Source organism: Psychrobacter sp. BI730 (assembly GCF_013414195.1).
GTDB lineage: Bacteria > Pseudomonadota > Gammaproteobacteria > Pseudomonadales > Moraxellaceae > Psychrobacter.
This window is the reverse complement of sequence record NZ_JAATTV010000002.1, coordinates 141509-156252: the sequence shown is the minus strand read 5'-3', so window position 1 is coordinate 156252 and position 14744 is coordinate 141509. Positions and strand designations below refer to the sequence as shown.

The 14744-nt window shown below is 44.1% G+C and carries 15 protein-coding genes; 6 read left to right on the top strand and 9 right to left on the bottom strand.

Features of this window, described 5'->3' with window-relative positions; translation table 11 throughout:
• Window positions 1–119 precede the first annotated feature (119 nt).
• Window positions 120–1577 carry a GGDEF domain-containing protein gene (locus HCZ91_RS01820; protein ID WP_179797676.1) on the bottom strand — a complete coding sequence of 486 codons (1458 nt, stop codon included), beginning with the start codon at window positions 1575–1577 and terminating at the stop codon, window positions 120–122.
• A gap of 293 nt (window positions 1578–1870) precedes the next feature.
• Complete coding sequence (locus tag HCZ91_RS01815) at window positions 1871–2752, bottom strand: PHP domain-containing protein (protein WP_179797674.1); 882 nt, start codon at window positions 2750–2752, stop codon at window positions 1871–1873.
• Window positions 2753–3043: 291 nt separating this feature from the next.
• On the opposite strand from HCZ91_RS01815, the gene ispZ reads away from it, so the two are divergent.
• The 6 genes from ispZ (at window position 3044) to HCZ91_RS01785 (ending at window position 7911) form a co-directional block, all read left to right on the top strand.
• Window positions 3044–3595, top strand: coding sequence for a septation protein IspZ (gene ispZ, locus HCZ91_RS01810; RefSeq protein ID WP_101205812.1), 552 nt, complete (start codon window positions 3044–3046; stop codon window positions 3593–3595).
• A gap of 104 nt (window positions 3596–3699) precedes the next feature.
• A complete protein-coding gene (locus HCZ91_RS01805; protein ID WP_102091917.1) occupies window positions 3700–4026 on the top strand; it encodes a YciI family protein in 327 nt (108 codons plus the stop codon).
• 56 nt (window positions 4027–4082) lie between these two features.
• The gene (locus HCZ91_RS01800) at window positions 4083–4472 is read left to right on the top strand and encodes a hypothetical protein (protein ID WP_179797672.1); all 390 of its coding nucleotides are present in this window, start codon (window positions 4083–4085) and stop codon (window positions 4470–4472) included.
• 124 nt (window positions 4473–4596) lie between these two features.
• A complete protein-coding gene (gene mnmC, locus HCZ91_RS01795) occupies window positions 4597–6648 on the top strand; it encodes an FAD-dependent 5-carboxymethylaminomethyl-2-thiouridine(34) oxidoreductase MnmC (RefSeq protein WP_179797670.1) in 2052 nt (683 codons plus the stop codon).
• A 101-nt stretch (window positions 6649–6749) separates the two neighbouring features.
• Window positions 6750–7184, top strand: coding sequence for a secondary thiamine-phosphate synthase enzyme YjbQ (locus tag HCZ91_RS01790; protein ID WP_179797668.1), 435 nt, complete (start codon window positions 6750–6752; stop codon window positions 7182–7184).
• A gap of 82 nt (window positions 7185–7266) precedes the next feature.
• On the top strand, window positions 7267–7911 hold the full coding sequence (locus HCZ91_RS01785) for a hypothetical protein (RefSeq protein WP_179797666.1): 645 nt from the start codon (window positions 7267–7269) through the stop codon (window positions 7909–7911).
• Window positions 7912–8061: 150 nt separating this feature from the next.
• Here HCZ91_RS01785 and HCZ91_RS01780 read toward each other — a convergent pair whose 3' ends face one another.
• From HCZ91_RS01780 to ffh, 7 genes are all read right to left on the bottom strand, one after another.
• Complete coding sequence (locus HCZ91_RS01780; RefSeq protein WP_179797664.1) at window positions 8062–8739, bottom strand: DUF4112 domain-containing protein; 678 nt, start codon at window positions 8737–8739, stop codon at window positions 8062–8064.
• Window positions 8732–9649 carry a 4-hydroxybenzoate octaprenyltransferase gene (gene ubiA / locus HCZ91_RS01775; protein WP_102092797.1) on the bottom strand — a complete coding sequence of 306 codons (918 nt, stop codon included), beginning with the start codon at window positions 9647–9649 and terminating at the stop codon, window positions 8732–8734. The genes HCZ91_RS01780 and ubiA overlap by 8 nt, the downstream gene beginning before the upstream one ends.
• A 130-nt stretch (window positions 9650–9779) precedes the next feature.
• Window positions 9780–10022 (bottom strand): hypothetical protein, encoded by a 243-nt coding sequence (locus HCZ91_RS01770; protein ID WP_179797662.1) that lies wholly within the window; start codon window positions 10020–10022, stop codon window positions 9780–9782.
• Between the two features lie 91 nt (window positions 10023–10113).
• The gene (locus HCZ91_RS01765; protein ID WP_179797659.1) at window positions 10114–11013 is read right to left on the bottom strand and encodes a class I SAM-dependent methyltransferase; all 900 of its coding nucleotides are present in this window, start codon (window positions 11011–11013) and stop codon (window positions 10114–10116) included.
• Between the two features lie 66 nt (window positions 11014–11079).
• Window positions 11080–11922, bottom strand: coding sequence for an undecaprenyl-diphosphate phosphatase (locus HCZ91_RS01760; protein WP_179797657.1), 843 nt, complete (start codon window positions 11920–11922; stop codon window positions 11080–11082).
• A 142-nt stretch (window positions 11923–12064) separates the two neighbouring features.
• Window positions 12065–12766: a tRNA (adenosine(37)-N6)-threonylcarbamoyltransferase complex dimerization subunit type 1 TsaB gene (gene tsaB / locus HCZ91_RS01755; RefSeq protein WP_179797871.1), complete on the bottom strand. Its 702-nt coding sequence runs from the start codon at window positions 12764–12766 to the stop codon at window positions 12065–12067.
• Window positions 12767–13036: 270 nt separating this feature from the next.
• Window positions 13037–14584 (bottom strand): signal recognition particle protein, encoded by a 1548-nt coding sequence (gene ffh, locus HCZ91_RS01750; protein ID WP_179797655.1) that lies wholly within the window; start codon window positions 14582–14584, stop codon window positions 13037–13039.
• Window positions 14585–14744: the final 160 nt, after the last annotated feature.

Below are 14744 nucleotides of genomic sequence, written 5' to 3'. Positions count from 1 at the left end.
TTGGATGGATTAATGAAACTGGCATCTAAATTGGACTAAGCAATAGAATATCAGCCATACCGATAATACTTATATAGTGTTAGCAGTATGGCTGTTTATTAATGGCTGATCGTTAATGACTAACAGCTTTTATAGAGCCATTGCTTACCGCCTTCTTTTTCGGCCCACATCTCATTTGCACTGACAACTTGATTGCGACCACGGTGCTTGGCTTCATACAGGGCTTTATCTGCTGTGCTAATTAAACGTTGGCAGATATCACTAGGCAGCTTTTGCATTGAAGCTATTTGGCTTTCCGCACGCTGAGTAGCAATTGGCTTGATAAGAGGTGACGTTCGAGCGACGGTCTTTTGCTGTGTGATCGTTTTGTAGCCTTGCGCGATACAATCTCGCTCTTCATGAGTTAAGGTATATAGCCCAAAGCTTGCTGTCACATTAAAATCAGCCAGACCTTCAATCTTCATGACATGTTCAGCAATATTTAGCCGTAATTGCTCGGCAATCATCATAGCGCTATCATGCTTCGTGTCTGGTAGGACAATTAAAAACTCTTCGCCGCCATAGCGACTGATAATAGTCTTATCTGTTAACGACTGCGATAGCGTCTGCGAGATTTCAATCAGAACCTGATCACCTACATCGTGTCCATAATTATCGTTAATCTGTTTGAACCAGTCCAAATCTAACAGCATGACGCTTAAGTCTTGATATTCTCGCACAGTAGCCAAGGCATACTTCATCTTTTTCAGACCGTAGCGACGATTTTTAAGCTGAGTAAGCTCGTCCTGATTGGCGTGTCGCAGGGTCTCAAACCGACTATCATCTAATACCAATAGCAAGGCACGGAACATATAGACGATAAAAATTGCTTTCGGCAGCGCTAAATATAAGTGCGTCGACCGCCAAAAAAATGCCGATGAACGCTGTAACTCGCTGATACTATCCCAATTTAAGACGTTGTTTTCAAAAGCCAACGCAGCAACCGCATTTTCAGCGGCCATAATCTCGTTATAAGTTAGATAGTTATGACTCTCAAGCATGGGATGAATAACGGTAAACTGGCGTAAATTGGGCAAACTGATACCAAAGTAAGGTGACATGATCGCTAATAGCATCAAGATAATATGCAGCCAAAACATACGCCAAGCATAGCGGCGCCTGATCAACATCATACCTAGCATAGCAGCGCCGACGAGCGACACGCCTGCAAACAGACTGCTGTACCCTATCATCACAATAACAGTAGAAATGTAGGCGGTGTAAACCAAGACCAAAGCTATCTGCCATCTGCTTAAAACAATTTCGTTGTCGTTGCTTGAGTGAAATAAGCCTTTGACCATACATAAAAAGAACAGTCCGACGAAGCTAATCCCAAGCCATAATGGATATAAATAATGTATGTTCACATAGGTGTTTAACGCATCTTGCTGCCACCAGACATACAAGCACCAGAACCAATGCAATGACACTTCTAACACGATAAATAAGGCCATCAGCGATGTTCGGTCAGCAGCCTGCCACTCAAAGATCATTTGAGAGATTTTGTTGTAACCTAGATGGGATATCGATACAGCCATAGAAGGGCTACCGCAGAGAGTATAAATACATTAAAAGGTGTAAGTGCGTTGAATATATAAGCGCTAGAATCAAAGCCAAAGCATACTATTCGCTCTGAAACTTCCATATCAAGTGTTACAAGTTCTAGCCTTATTATCAATCTATTTTACGCATTTATTTCCCAATAATTTCTCTATGAATGTAATTATGTTTATGTAGCTATTTTTGGCCTTATTCATCATGATAAATAAGGCCCTATCGCTACTGAAAACAACCTTATTAGAAGTAACTGTAACAAGGTAAATCCTACTCACTAAGCAAGCGTTGCAAAAGACTCCCAAACCCCTTGCTGATCATCATTTAAAGTAGGAACATCGCCCAAACGTCGCCATGGCATATTGCTACCATGAAAATCACTACCAATAGATGCCGCCAAACCATGCTCAGCAATGCTACGATCAACCATTCGGCGAGTGCTGATTGGCTCACTGGTGGCTGGTAGCTCACAAGCATCGCCGCCCAGCTGCGCAAACTCTTCAATCAATTTACGCACGCGTGTCGCTGACAATTGATATCGCGTAGGATGTGCGAGCACCGCTTTGCCGCCGCAAGCGTGAATCAGCTCGATACCATGCTGCATCGTCAACGCCTCGATTGCTACATAAGCAGGTTTATTATCTGCTAGGTACTTATCAAAGGCTTTTTGAACGGTTTTGACTTCACCGCGCTCAAACAATACCTGTCCAATATGGGCGCGCCCGACTGCTTGTGGGTTACCGCCTGCTTTATCGAGCACTGCTTGCCATAGCTCATCATAACTAATATCTAATAATTCACTCAATTTTTCAGCGATACGCTGACCACGAGTGGCTCGACTGTCTTGCAGTTGCTGCAGCGTTGCGTGCATTTTTTCGCGATCAGTAAAGTCCAGTCCAAGTACGTGAATAATTTTATTAGTGGATTTATTCTTTCCGTAACCACCGCTTAATGTATGTTCACAGCTGATTTCAACGCCATTAATAATCTGCATATCGCAGGCACTGGCAGCGACCCTTGCCTCGTCAATCCCTGCTAGCGTGTCATGGTCAGTCAATGCCAATACGTTGATGCCCGCTGAATGAGCACGTTGTATGACCTCGGTCGGTGCATAGGTACCATCTGAACAAGTACTGTGGCAATGTAAGTCAATTTTCATACGCTGAGCCTTAAAGTTTCAAATAAAATAAGAGTAGAATAAAAGCTAGTTAGCAGACAGTCATTGTTACGATTATGTGCGTTGTAGTTTGTCTTGATGATTCTGTAGATTTAGCCGTTATCGGTGCTGTATTTGTGTTTATATTTGGCCAGTGGCATGGTCATCAGGCGCAATAAGAAAGTATTACTCTATAGGTTGCGTATATCGCATGATTATCGTGTTGATTGCTTTTTTTTGGTGCGGTAGACGTGTAAACTACCCCATACGTTTTTGTTGGACATACCCTTTGCTATGAAAGCATTATTAGACTTTATTCCCTTAATTGCCTTTTTTATCGCGGCGCGTTATAACGGTATTTTAGCAGCGGCAGGGGCTTTGCTCGTCGCCACTATTATCGTTTACGCCATTCATTTTATTCGTCAAAAAGGTAAGTTTGATAAGCAGCAATGGGTTGTCTTATTATTAACGATTTTATTCTGCGGCGGCACATTACTGCTGCGTGATGATATTTATTTGCGTTGGAAATCGCCCATTATCAATGGTATTTTTGCATTGACGCTATTCGTCAGTGCCGCTATTAATAAGCCATTAATGCAGCTTGCTATGAAAGAGGTATTCACCCTGACGCTTAGCGGCTGGAAAAAGCTGACCGTTGCTTGGGCGCTGTTTTTTGCCCTAATGGCTGTACTACATTATATCACAGCGTTCACAATGTCAGATGAAGCATGGATCAACTTTAAGACCTATGGCTGGATTCCAATTATGCTGGTGTTTGTCGTGGCTCAATTTGCCGTGTTGAAAAAGCATCTCAACCCTGCCCTAACAGACAAAGCCACGAAATAATTTCTGTTACCTTGTCATAGCAGCAATCACATTGTCGCTATGACGTTTATACTAAGCCCACATAAGCTCATCATTACTTTTTTATTATTCACTAAGGAAGTCTCATGTCTTTATTTGCCATCATTGGTCATGACGTGGCTAATAGCAGTGCACAACGTCTGATCACTCGTACTGAACATATTGAACGCTTAAAAGCGCTACACCAAGAGGGACGCCTTGTTATCGCAGGTCCAACGCCTATCGAGCATGGAAAAAGTGATATGTCTGGCAGCTTAATCATTGCAGATTTTGACTCTATCGAAGCGGCTCAAGCATGGGCAAACGATGAGCCTTACTTACGTGATGGCGTGTATAGTCATGTCGATATCAAACCATTTGTTCAAGCATTACCAGCACCAACTGACAGTAATGATCAAGTAGCTGCATCGTGATCCAGAGAGTCTCTTTTTCACCTGCCTGTTGCTACAAAAGTGCCCTGATTGGTCTCATGTTAGTGACAGCCGTTTCGGCGCAGGCTGCACCTGCTGCGCCCATAACACCTGCTGTCGATGCAACCGATCCGACAGCAGTGCTGCCGTTGACTGGCCCAATAGCGGCGCGCGCTTTACCAACAAAAAACTCAGCGCTAGATATCAATGATACCTTGGCGGCACAGTTGCAACCATCTACTAAAGCATTGTCAGCTGCCAATCAAGAATTGCTTAGCCGTAATGCACAATTACAGCGGCAAGTGAACGACTTGCAGACCCAAGTAAATGTCTTGGTTTACGAGAGTAAAGGACAGTTATTTCTATACGGTGCGTTTACCGTTCTGATCAGTCTATTAGTCGGTATTTTTGTCTCGTGGTTAGTATTTGTCCGCCGTGAGCGCTGGTAGCATATACTGTGCTCGCACTGACTTGCATTACTCTACTTCGCTGTGTCTGACCAAATGTCTATATCATTGATCCGTCACAATTGACCGTTGAGCTAACGTTACTGATATTCCTAAGAAGTGCCTCATGTCTACCGCTAATCATCAAAACCCTGAACACTTAAACGTTATCACACCTGCCAAGATTGACTGGCAAACGGATGATACCGGCAATATGGTGCCAGTATCAGGTGAGTTTGGGGATGTTTACTTTTCTCATGCGGATGGTTTGGCAGAGACACGTCACGTGTTTCTAGAACACAATCAGTTACCAGAGCGTTTGGCACACCTTGCACCAAAGCAATGCTTTACGATTGCTGAGCTAGGCTTCGGAACTGGGCTTAATCTACTAGCGACGTGGCAATTGTGGCGACAACTGCGTGAAACCAACCCGCAATTAGCAACGGCTCGCCTGCACTTTATTACTACTGAAAAGTTCCCTATACCGCTAGCAGATCTGACCCAGATACTTGCGTTATGGGGTGAGCGTGCGCCTGAGCTAATGGCATTTATTGAGCCACTTTTGGCTGCATATCCGCCCCTAATTGCAGGCTGTCATCGTTTAAGTTTTTCTCATGATAACTTAACCATCGATATGTGGTTTGGTGATGCAGCAGAAAGTCTAAGCAAACTGGCATTAGACCATTCTAACCAGCATACGCCTTATATTGATGCTTGGTTTTTAGATGGTTTTGCGCCTTCTTGCAATAGCACCTTGTGGGCTGACAGTATCTTTGCCCAAATGCAGCGCCTATCACGCCCTCCTACGACTGCCGCTACTTATAGCTGTGCAGGTATCGTCAAGCGTGGACTAAAACAACATGGCTTTCAAATTAAAAAAGTCAGAGGTTTTGGTCGAAAGCGAGAAATGCTAACGGCCATCATGATTGATACGGACAGTAGTGACATTACTAGCGATAATAAAAGCCACGAGGCGAAGCAGCAAACGACTTATAGCACATTCGATCACACTGTCGTCATTGGTGCAGGTGTCTCAGGGTTGCTCACAGCTTGGTCGCTTGCCAATCGTGGTATTACCGTCACCTTATTAGATAAATCAGCGCCCTTAGCAGGTGCATCAGGCAATCCTAGAGCGTTACTTGCGCCCAAAATGACGCCACTTCACCATGTTGACGAGCATCTGCATACCATCGGTTACCTCCATAGCAGCAGGCTATATCGAAAGTTAAATCAAACAGCCGTACAGCTTAATACAGTACCAGTACTTGAACTGACTGGCGCCCTTGATTTGCTTATAAAAGCCAATATCAGTACAGAACAAATTGCCGACTATCCTGATGAGATGGCGACCACCCTATCGCATGAGCAAGCACAGATTACTAGTAGCCTAAAAGAGCAGGACTTATCAGAGAACTTGTACTTACCGCAGTCTGGTCTGGTCAATCCACAAGCATTAAAAAACACCATACTGACTCATCCGCTCATTCACTTTCAGCAGTTAGAAGTGAATGAAATCAACGAGACTGAGCAGGAAGTTCGTATCGAAGGTATTGATGGAAACCGTAACACTGTCACTATGACTGCTGATAATGTTGTCATTTGTGCGGCTTTTGAAAGTCATCAATTGGATCAGCGTATTTTTGATTGCCGTAAAATTCGTGGGCAGCTATCTTGGTTTACGCCAACCCCTGAGCAGTACGCTAAGCTGCCTAAAATACCACTCAAATATAGTGGTTACTGTACGCCATTCACTGCCCAAACAGATGACGGACAATTAAACGATGTTACAGAGTACAGCCCTCAGTTTCTACTAGGGGCAAGCTTTATACGTAATGATACGGACACGGATATCCGTGAGGAAGAGCATCAAATTAGCCGAGACAAGCTCATCAATGCTATTCCTGAAATGGCATCTATCATTCCGGCAGATACGAGTTTATGGCAGGGCCGAGCTGGCATTCGCACCCAAACACCTGATTACCACCCTATCGTTGGACAATTGGCAAACAGTCAGCGAATATGGACAATGAGTGCGATGGGCGCAAAGGGTTATGCATTGGCACCTATTTGCGCTGAAGCATTAGCAGATATGATGCTAGGATCGTTTGCACCACTGTCAGAGACGATGCTCGCACGCCTATCACCCAATCGTACACGTTTACAGACGCCGCTTGTTTAAGAATAAATGGCTCTTGTGTAAATAACAGCAACGATTTCCATAGTTCATACTGTCTTATGATATCTTAATTTAATGTCGACTCTAATAATGAGATATACCCCATGAGCTATTACCAAACAACCCTTACTCTACCCACCTATGCGCGTGGCATTCATATCATTACTCCGAAGGTCGAAGAAGCTATTTCTCAGCTGCTACCTCACTCTGACAAGGTAGGGTTGGTTCATCTGTTTTTGCTGCATACGTCAGCCAGTCTTGCGATCAATGAAACTGCTGATCCAGATGTCAGACTAGATACAGAGGAATGGCTTAATAAAATCGCGCCAGAAGATCAGCCAGAGTATCGCCATACTTTAGAAGGCTCAGACGACTTGCCCGCGCATCTCAAAAGCATGATGTTTGGGGTAAGCTTGACTATACCGCTTGTCGATGGTGAGTTAGGACTGGGTACCTGGCAAGGTATTTACTTATGTGAGCATAGAAACCTGCAAGAATATGGCGGACAGCGTAAGCTGGTGATTACGGTAAATACGTAATAATATACTGTCAATAAATAGCAGGTTGACCCTTGCCAATTACCCCATTTACTTAGAGCGCCATTAACGGATAAAGCTGATTATGAATACTTCTCTCTCAAAAACACTAAACTTACGAAAATCTAAACTGCTTTATCGTACGGCTCCTGCTACTTTCTTGAGCCTGTTGCTACTGACTGCTTGTCAAAAAGATCCAGAACCTGAAGCAATTGATACAACTACAGCTGAGACCTCAACGCAAACCACGCCAGTAACGACCAATATCAATGTAGATGCAGCTGAAGATAGCAATGCAGATGACGCTAAAAATGTAGCGCAGACCGATACTGATTCAGAACGTGATATGAGCTTAACGGAGTTAGATAAAGATCTTGGTGTTACTACATCTACGGCAAATGATAGCGCTGAAAAACCTAATCCAGAACAAGCTATCAAAGGCGCACAAATCACTGATGTCCGTTATAAAAGTGCCGCAGGTGAGAGTTTATCTGTGGTCTTTGAGACCTCAGCAGCTGGTATGCTTAACGCTATCATTACTCGTCCCAACCAGCCAAAAATGACATTGAGCGCACCAGAAGGTCAAGGCAATAATCCTACCTATCAATCAGCTGACGGTAGTATCCAACTCGTCAGTCATGCTGGTGGTGGCACTATCGATCTTATCCGAAACAATAAAGTGACTAGCTTTGATGCCGTTAGTGCTGAAGCAGAAGTCATCACTGAATAAAATCTGAGGCGACCTTTGTTTCAACACTCTATTTAAAACCATAAAAAAGGCGGCAAACGTTATTATCGTTGCCGCCTTTTTCGTTTCTGCGTATTGCTCTGTACTGACTTGTCTCTACTGAGCTGTCTAATGAGTGATGAGTGATTGTATTTAACCAAACCCAGTCGATTGCCCAAACATCCCGATCAACCAGCTTATCACTGTCCACAATCCCCAACCGACAAATACAATGACCAGCAGTCCAAGAAAATCAGGGATATGCAGATATAACCAAGCAACGATTGGATTGCGCCAAAAAAACCCAAAACGGCTTTGCTGTTGCTTGTCTTCTAGTGACTGGTGCAAAAACGGTCGATCCATATGCATGGTTTCGGTAATACCATACTCATGGTGTAGATGCTCGTGCACGATACCCAGGGTCTTACGGCTAGGGCGAATGAAAATATCTAATAGCGTACCAATGCCAGGTACGATACCAACGACCATATCAATAACTGCCAATCTAACCGCTGGCGTCATTTTATGAGCGGGCACACCTAACTGACGCCCTAATATAAATGCATAACTGGTCAATGCCAATCCTGCCAAATCTCCTGCTAGTGGAATGGTCGAAAGCGCCGCATCCGCACCCATTCCTTGCTTAGTAAAAGGCACTCGCACCAGCGAATCCATGGTATTAGCAAATTTTGCTAGCTTACGCTCAGTTGCGATAACTTGCTCACGAGTCAGACCATGTTCGGCAAGTTTTGCTTGATAGTCCGTAACTGACGCATTCGTATCAGACAGTTTCTTTGATTTGAACCTCGGCAATTTATCGAACTTATCCATTTAGCGTCGTCCATATGCAAGTAACTGCGATGAGCGCAAAGACATAGCGCCCTACCCAGATATTAGCCAAGAACGCCTGAAAGCAAGCCAAAGGGTTACGACTGGCACAAGCACTGTTTTGTTTGGCAAACATCATCGCAACTAGTGCCAATCCAAATACTGGGGTTACGCCTAATGTGGTCGGAGCAAAGTAATGCCACATAACCACGCCCATCATTAGCAAAAAGAGCATCTGTAATATTGAGATGATAATCACATCATAACGACCGAATAGTATCGCTGTTGATTTCACGCCAATCTTTAAATCATCCTCACGGTCAGCCATGGCGTACTGGGTATCGTAGGCCACTGTCCAGCACATATAAGCTAAGAATAGCAGCCAACACCAAACATCGGGAGCGCCTTGCACCGCCACATAAGACATCGGTATCGCCCACCCAAAAGCAGCTGCTAAAAATACTTGCGGCAAATGCGTATAGCGTTTCATAAATGGATAAATAAATGCCAATATAACGGCACCAAGCGACCAGTAGAATACAGCTATAGGTAAGAAAAATAGCAGACTGGCACTTAACAGCACCAGTACTAAAAATGCAGCAACAGCTTCTTTGCCAGATAAGCGTCCATCTGCTAATGGGCGACCTTTAGTGCGAGTTACATGACCATCTACTTTACGATCCGCAAAGTCATTGATCGCACAGCCCGCCGCTCGCATAAATATTGCACCAAGGGCAAATATCGCGAACACCTTGATACTTGGCAACGCTGCCGTCATTCCTTGCTGCTGCGCTTGACCCATTGCAGCAAGTAGTACGCCCCAAAGCGTTGGCCATAAGAGCAGCTCAATGCCGACTGGCTTATCAAAACGGGTTAGCTGGATGTAGGCTTGTAGCTTGTCTTTAAATGTCATGGCTTTTTATTATCATTGTTTGAATACTTTTTATGTGCGCTTATATACTTCGCTCAGAACAACTAAATTAATTTTTCAAAGGGCTGATTACTGAGTTTTAATAGACTAATTACTAAGTTTAATGGACTGGTTACTGAACTTGTTGCCACAATTTATTCGCTTCGATCAGTGATAGCTCAGGATATTGCTTGCGTAATGCTTTCAGCGCTGGGACTTTGTCTTTCTGTTTCGCTTGTTGACGCAAAAATACTAGCTGCTCTTGTGGATTGCTCAGCTCTTTTAACCGTGCCTCAAGCCGAAGAATGCGAGTACGCAACATGATATTAATCAACAGTAAAACTGCACCCATAACCCAAATGATTAACGCTGACATTCCTTGCTCCTAAATCCATTAATTCTGCATATATAAGCTGATTGATTGCGTACATTTATACTCGTACATTCATTATCGCAAACAGTATCTGTCAGACAAAATACCCATCAAAGCGCACGGCTTCATTATGCCAGCTTTCACTAGCTGGCTCATCAGCAAGCAGCGGTGCAAACTGTGGACGCTTTACGATCACGCGACCTTGGCCTTGCATATTTCGTCTGACAACGGCCTGCGCCCTACTTAGCAGCTGTCGCTCTTCATCTGAAGTTGGTGGACGAGCCAATTGATGCAGTGCTTGCATATGCTTACCGACTTTTGCCCCTTTACCTGTTTTGCTATCTTGATAGCTATCCTCTGGAAACATCGGATCCAAATAGACGACATCGACTGCCATAGCATCGTCTATTGCGGTGCTTGCTTCTAGATTCGCAAAATAACTGAGCGCATCAGCATTAATAATCTGTAGACGGCTCATGAGCTTTTGCCAATTGGGTTGCGCACTCATACGCTGCTGCTCTGCAAGTAACAGCAATGCCATCAAAGGCTGTTGCTCAAGCATAGTAACTTGGGCACCAGTACTGGCCAATATCAAACTATCATGCCCAAAGCCAGCAGTTGCATCAATAACGTGACTATCTGATATGATTTTGGCGGCTTGTAATAGCAGCTCAGACTTACGACCAGCACTCACTACACGGCGCTGCAACTTGTCCCACTCAGGTGCCACACTAAGCCCATCACTTAGCCATAATAGCTTATCTTTATCATCTAATAATAAAATAGGTTGAGTAGATGCTTGGCTCAACTGCTGACGGCGCTTTTGAGTTAACTTCTCTGTAGCGACCTTAATATCCAAGATAATTGGTAATGTATGCTCAGCTATCAATGACTGTAGACTCTCAACCTGTGCTTGCTGACTTTCCTTGACGTAGAATAGCTGACAATGTACAACAGCACCTGTCTCGTCATACGTTTGGGGCACATCGGTCATAACCATCATCCTATTTGCTGCTTATTTTCACTATAAATTACTGGCGTGTTAAATCATAACGCAAATCTAGCCAGCCATTTGATAACCAAAGCCCCAAGCGGCGACCAACACGATAACACCCGTGATAATGCGTAACCAAGCAAAAATAGTAAAGTCACGGCGACTTACCCATGCCACAAGTAAGCGGATACAAAGTAGCGCCACTACAAATGATACGATGGTTCCGATACCTAGCACCAGCCAGTCTTCACTGTTGGTCAATACGTCACCATGTTTGAGCAAATCCAACAGTGCCGCGCCTACAATGACAGGAATACCCAAAAAGAAAGAAAACTCAGCAGAAGCCTTACGTGAGACACCTAACCACAGCGCACCAATAATAGTGGCGCCCGAACGTGACGTCCCTGGTATAAGAGCTAGACATTGGAACAAACCAATCATCAACGCAGTTCTTATGCTGACATCTTCCGCTTCTTCTGCAATGACCGTTTTAGGACGTTTTTCCACATAAAATATCAGCAGACCGCCAATGATAAGCATAATGGCAACGACGATAGGATTGAACAAATAAGCTTTGATTTCATCGGCAAAAGTAAAACCAACAATCATCACAGGGATAGTAGAGACAATCAGACTCAGTCCCAGCTGTCTAGGATTGGTCATGCCCTCTGCTTTGCCAGTCAGCAAACCCATCAATGCTTGCCACAATCTACCCCAATAGTCATAAATCACTGCCAAAATAGCGCCAAGCTGCACAACAACAACAAATAAATCAACTTTTTCTTTAGTCCAGAAACCCATCACATCTGCTGATAAAATCAAATATCCCGTACTAGAGATGGGTAAAAACTCAGTGATACCTTCAACGATACCCATGATGACAGCTTGAACGAATAAAACTATATCCACAGTGACTTTCCTAGAAACAGACTGGCCTAAAAAAACTGGCCTAAAAACAGACCGATTGGCTGTCCTATATTAACGTTGATTTTATATGGGTATGCGCTTACTAAACACTAAAAAGCTGGCTGCAAAAAGCATATTTATAAAGCTATGCTTTGCCTTGCTCTTTAAGTGTTTTCCAAGCTTGATTGCGTAGATACTTTGGTAATGCCTGTGACGCTTCCGTACCACCATCGTTTGCAAACTGAGCAATACCAAGCTGCCCAATCACAACAGCATCTGGCCAAACATTTTCATGGCAGTCTTGCTGATCATGTCGTGCCAATAACGGCGCGCCATTACCCGCGATAGGCAGGTTGAGTACTGTTTGGCTATCATAATCTAATAGCTGCTCTGTACTATCGCTACCATCAGCCGATACTGGCTGCATGGTGCTATGACCTAACTGTTCGTCAGTTACCAACTCATACTGCCCGAAATAGACTTGCTGCATACGAGCATCAAGAGCGCTATATAAGTGTGTTAGCCCATATTTCTGATACGCGCATTGTGCGATTGCTTGTAGGCTTGAGACGCCAACGCAAGGCAAATCATGCGCTACAGACAGAGCCTGTACCACTGCCGTATTGATACGGATACCACTAAACGCACCCGGCCCGCGATTGAATATTAAAGCCTGTATATCAGCAAGACGTAACTGCGCCTCAGACAATGCAGCATCAATCATCGGTAAAATCTGTTGAGTCTGCTGACGCTTACCTGTTTCGGTATGGCTCGACAATACCTGTCCGCTCGAATCTAAAATCGCGATCGAACACTGGTCGAACACGGTATCCATTGCTAAAAACATCACAACCTCGGCTTTTACTTTTGGCGTTCTAAATTGATTTGTCAGATTTTAATAATTTTTAATAACGATCTATCATTCATTCACTATAAGAATACTGACAGAATGAAGCAGCGCCTATCATAGCATTTAGGGTACACGAATTTTATTAATTTCTATATTTTTCACACTTTATCCATCAGTGTTTATCTGCAACTGATAACGATAAAAAGCCCCAAAGCTTCATTGGCTTTGGGGCTTTGTTTAGACGTTTTAAAAATAACTAATTGTTATCTAAAAGCGGGTTTTGAACTTCTTTGGTGCTTGGTTTTGCATCTCTTGCATTTGCTTTTGCATCTCTTCAGTGCTTGGCATATTGTTTGGATCCAGTCCCATTTGCTTGGCCATTTTTTCTGGATTCACGTCTTTAGCGCCACCTTGCTGACCACCACCGCCAAACAATGGACCGCCGCCACCGCCAGCACTACCGCCACCCATGAGCCCTTGCATAGACTTCATCATTTTACTGATGCCTTCAGGCTTTGAGATCATTTTCATCATTTTTGCCATCTGCTTGTGTTGCTTGAGCAGACGATTAACGTCTTGAATCTCACGGCCTGAACCTGCAGCGATACGGCGCTTACGACTTGGATTGATTTTATCAGGATTTTTACGCTCAAATGGTGTCATTGAATTGATCAATGCTTCCATTTCGCGTACTTTTTCTTCTGGCTTGGCATCTTCGACTGCTTTTTGCATGTCTGAGCCGCCCATACCAGGCATCTTATCCAAGAAGCCTGCCATGCCGCCCATGCTCTTCATCTGCTGGAACTGAGTCAATAGATCCTCAAGGTCGAAGTCACCGCCCTTTTGCATCTTTTTCGCCATTTTTTCGGCTTTATCACGGTCAATCTTTTGCTCAACTTCTTCGACCAGACTCAGTACGTCACCCATACCAAGGATACGCTGCGCGATACGCTCAGGGTGGAACAGCTCTAGCTCGTCTAGTTTTTCACCGCGGCCCAAGAACTTAATTGGCTTACCGGTGATAGCGCGTACAGAAAGCGCCGCACCGCCGCGAGCATCACCGTCAGTCTTAGTTAAGATAACACCTGTCAATGGCAACGCATCATTAAAGGCTTTTGCAGTATTGGCGGCATCTTGGCCAGTCATGGCATCGACGACAAATAGCGTCTCAGATGGGTTAACCGCAGCAGTTAGCGCCTTAATCTCATCCATCATGGTATCGTCGATATGTAGACGACCAGCGGTATCAATGATCAAGATATCTTGATATTGGATTTTGGCTTCTTCAATCGCACGCTTTGCGATATCAATTGGATTCTCATCTGTGCTTGAGTTCACAAACTTAGCATTCACCTGACCGGCTACTTGCTCAAGCTGTTTGATAGCCGCTGGACGATAAACGTCAGCCGAGACTAGCATCACTTTTTTCTTTTGACGCTCTTGTAGATATTTGGCCAACTTACCAGCTGTAGTCGTTTTACCCGCACCTTGCAGGCCTGCTAGCAAATAGACAACGGGCGGCTTGCCTGTCATCTCTAACTGCTGATTGGCACTGCCCATCATTTCGGTCAGCTCGTCGTGTACGATTTTGACAAAGGCTTGACCTGGCGCTAACTCTTTTAGCACCTCAGCACCAAGCGCTTGTTCTTTGACGCGTTTTACAAAATCACGAGTGACAGGTAGTGCTACATCGGCTTCTAACAACGCCATACGCACTTCACGTAGTGTGTCTTTGATATTGTCTTCGGTCAACTGTCCGGTACCGACGATGTTACGTAGGCTCGACGATAAGCGTTCTGTTAAGGTATCAAACATAAATAACTCTCAATTAAAATGGTTTTCAATTAAATAATACGCAATTAAAATAACTCTAAATCAAACCATTAAAATGGTTCGTAAATAATATTAGGATACGCTATAAGATATTAGGATATTGCATGACAAGGGACATGATAAAAGAATTATATTATCAATA

Bases quoted from the DNA above. Each gene is read 5' to 3' on its own strand.
- HCZ91_RS01820 (WP_179797676.1), bottom strand. From the start codon at position 1,577: ATGGCTGTATCGATATCCCATCTAGGTTACAACAAAATCTCTCAAATG.
- HCZ91_RS01815 (WP_179797674.1), bottom strand. From the start codon at position 2,752: ATGAAAATTGACTTACATTGCCACAGTACTTGTTCAGATGGTACCTAT.
- ispZ (WP_101205812.1), top strand. From the start codon at position 3,044: ATGAAAGCATTATTAGACTTTATTCCCTTAATTGCCTTTTTTATCGCG.
- HCZ91_RS01805 (WP_102091917.1), top strand. From the start codon at position 3,700: ATGTCTTTATTTGCCATCATTGGTCATGACGTGGCTAATAGCAGTGCA.
- HCZ91_RS01800 (WP_179797672.1), top strand. From the start codon at position 4,083: ATGTTAGTGACAGCCGTTTCGGCGCAGGCTGCACCTGCTGCGCCCATA.
- mnmC (WP_179797670.1), top strand. From the start codon at position 4,597: ATGTCTACCGCTAATCATCAAAACCCTGAACACTTAAACGTTATCACA.
- HCZ91_RS01790 (WP_179797668.1), top strand. From the start codon at position 6,750: ATGAGCTATTACCAAACAACCCTTACTCTACCCACCTATGCGCGTGGC.
- HCZ91_RS01785 (WP_179797666.1), top strand. From the start codon at position 7,267: ATGAATACTTCTCTCTCAAAAACACTAAACTTACGAAAATCTAAACTG.
- HCZ91_RS01780 (WP_179797664.1), bottom strand. From the start codon at position 8,739: ATGGATAAGTTCGATAAATTGCCGAGGTTCAAATCAAAGAAACTGTCT.
- ubiA (WP_102092797.1), bottom strand. From the start codon at position 9,649: ATGACATTTAAAGACAAGCTACAAGCCTACATCCAGCTAACCCGTTTT.
- HCZ91_RS01770 (WP_179797662.1), bottom strand. From the start codon at position 10,022: ATGTCAGCGTTAATCATTTGGGTTATGGGTGCAGTTTTACTGTTGATT.
- HCZ91_RS01765 (WP_179797659.1), bottom strand. From the start codon at position 11,013: ATGACCGATGTGCCCCAAACGTATGACGAGACAGGTGCTGTTGTACAT.
- tsaB (WP_179797871.1), bottom strand. From the start codon at position 12,766: ATGTTTTTAGCAATGGATACCGTGTTCGACCAGTGTTCGATCGCGATT.
- ffh (WP_179797655.1), bottom strand. From the start codon at position 14,584: ATGTTTGATACCTTAACAGAACGCTTATCGTCGAGCCTACGTAACATC.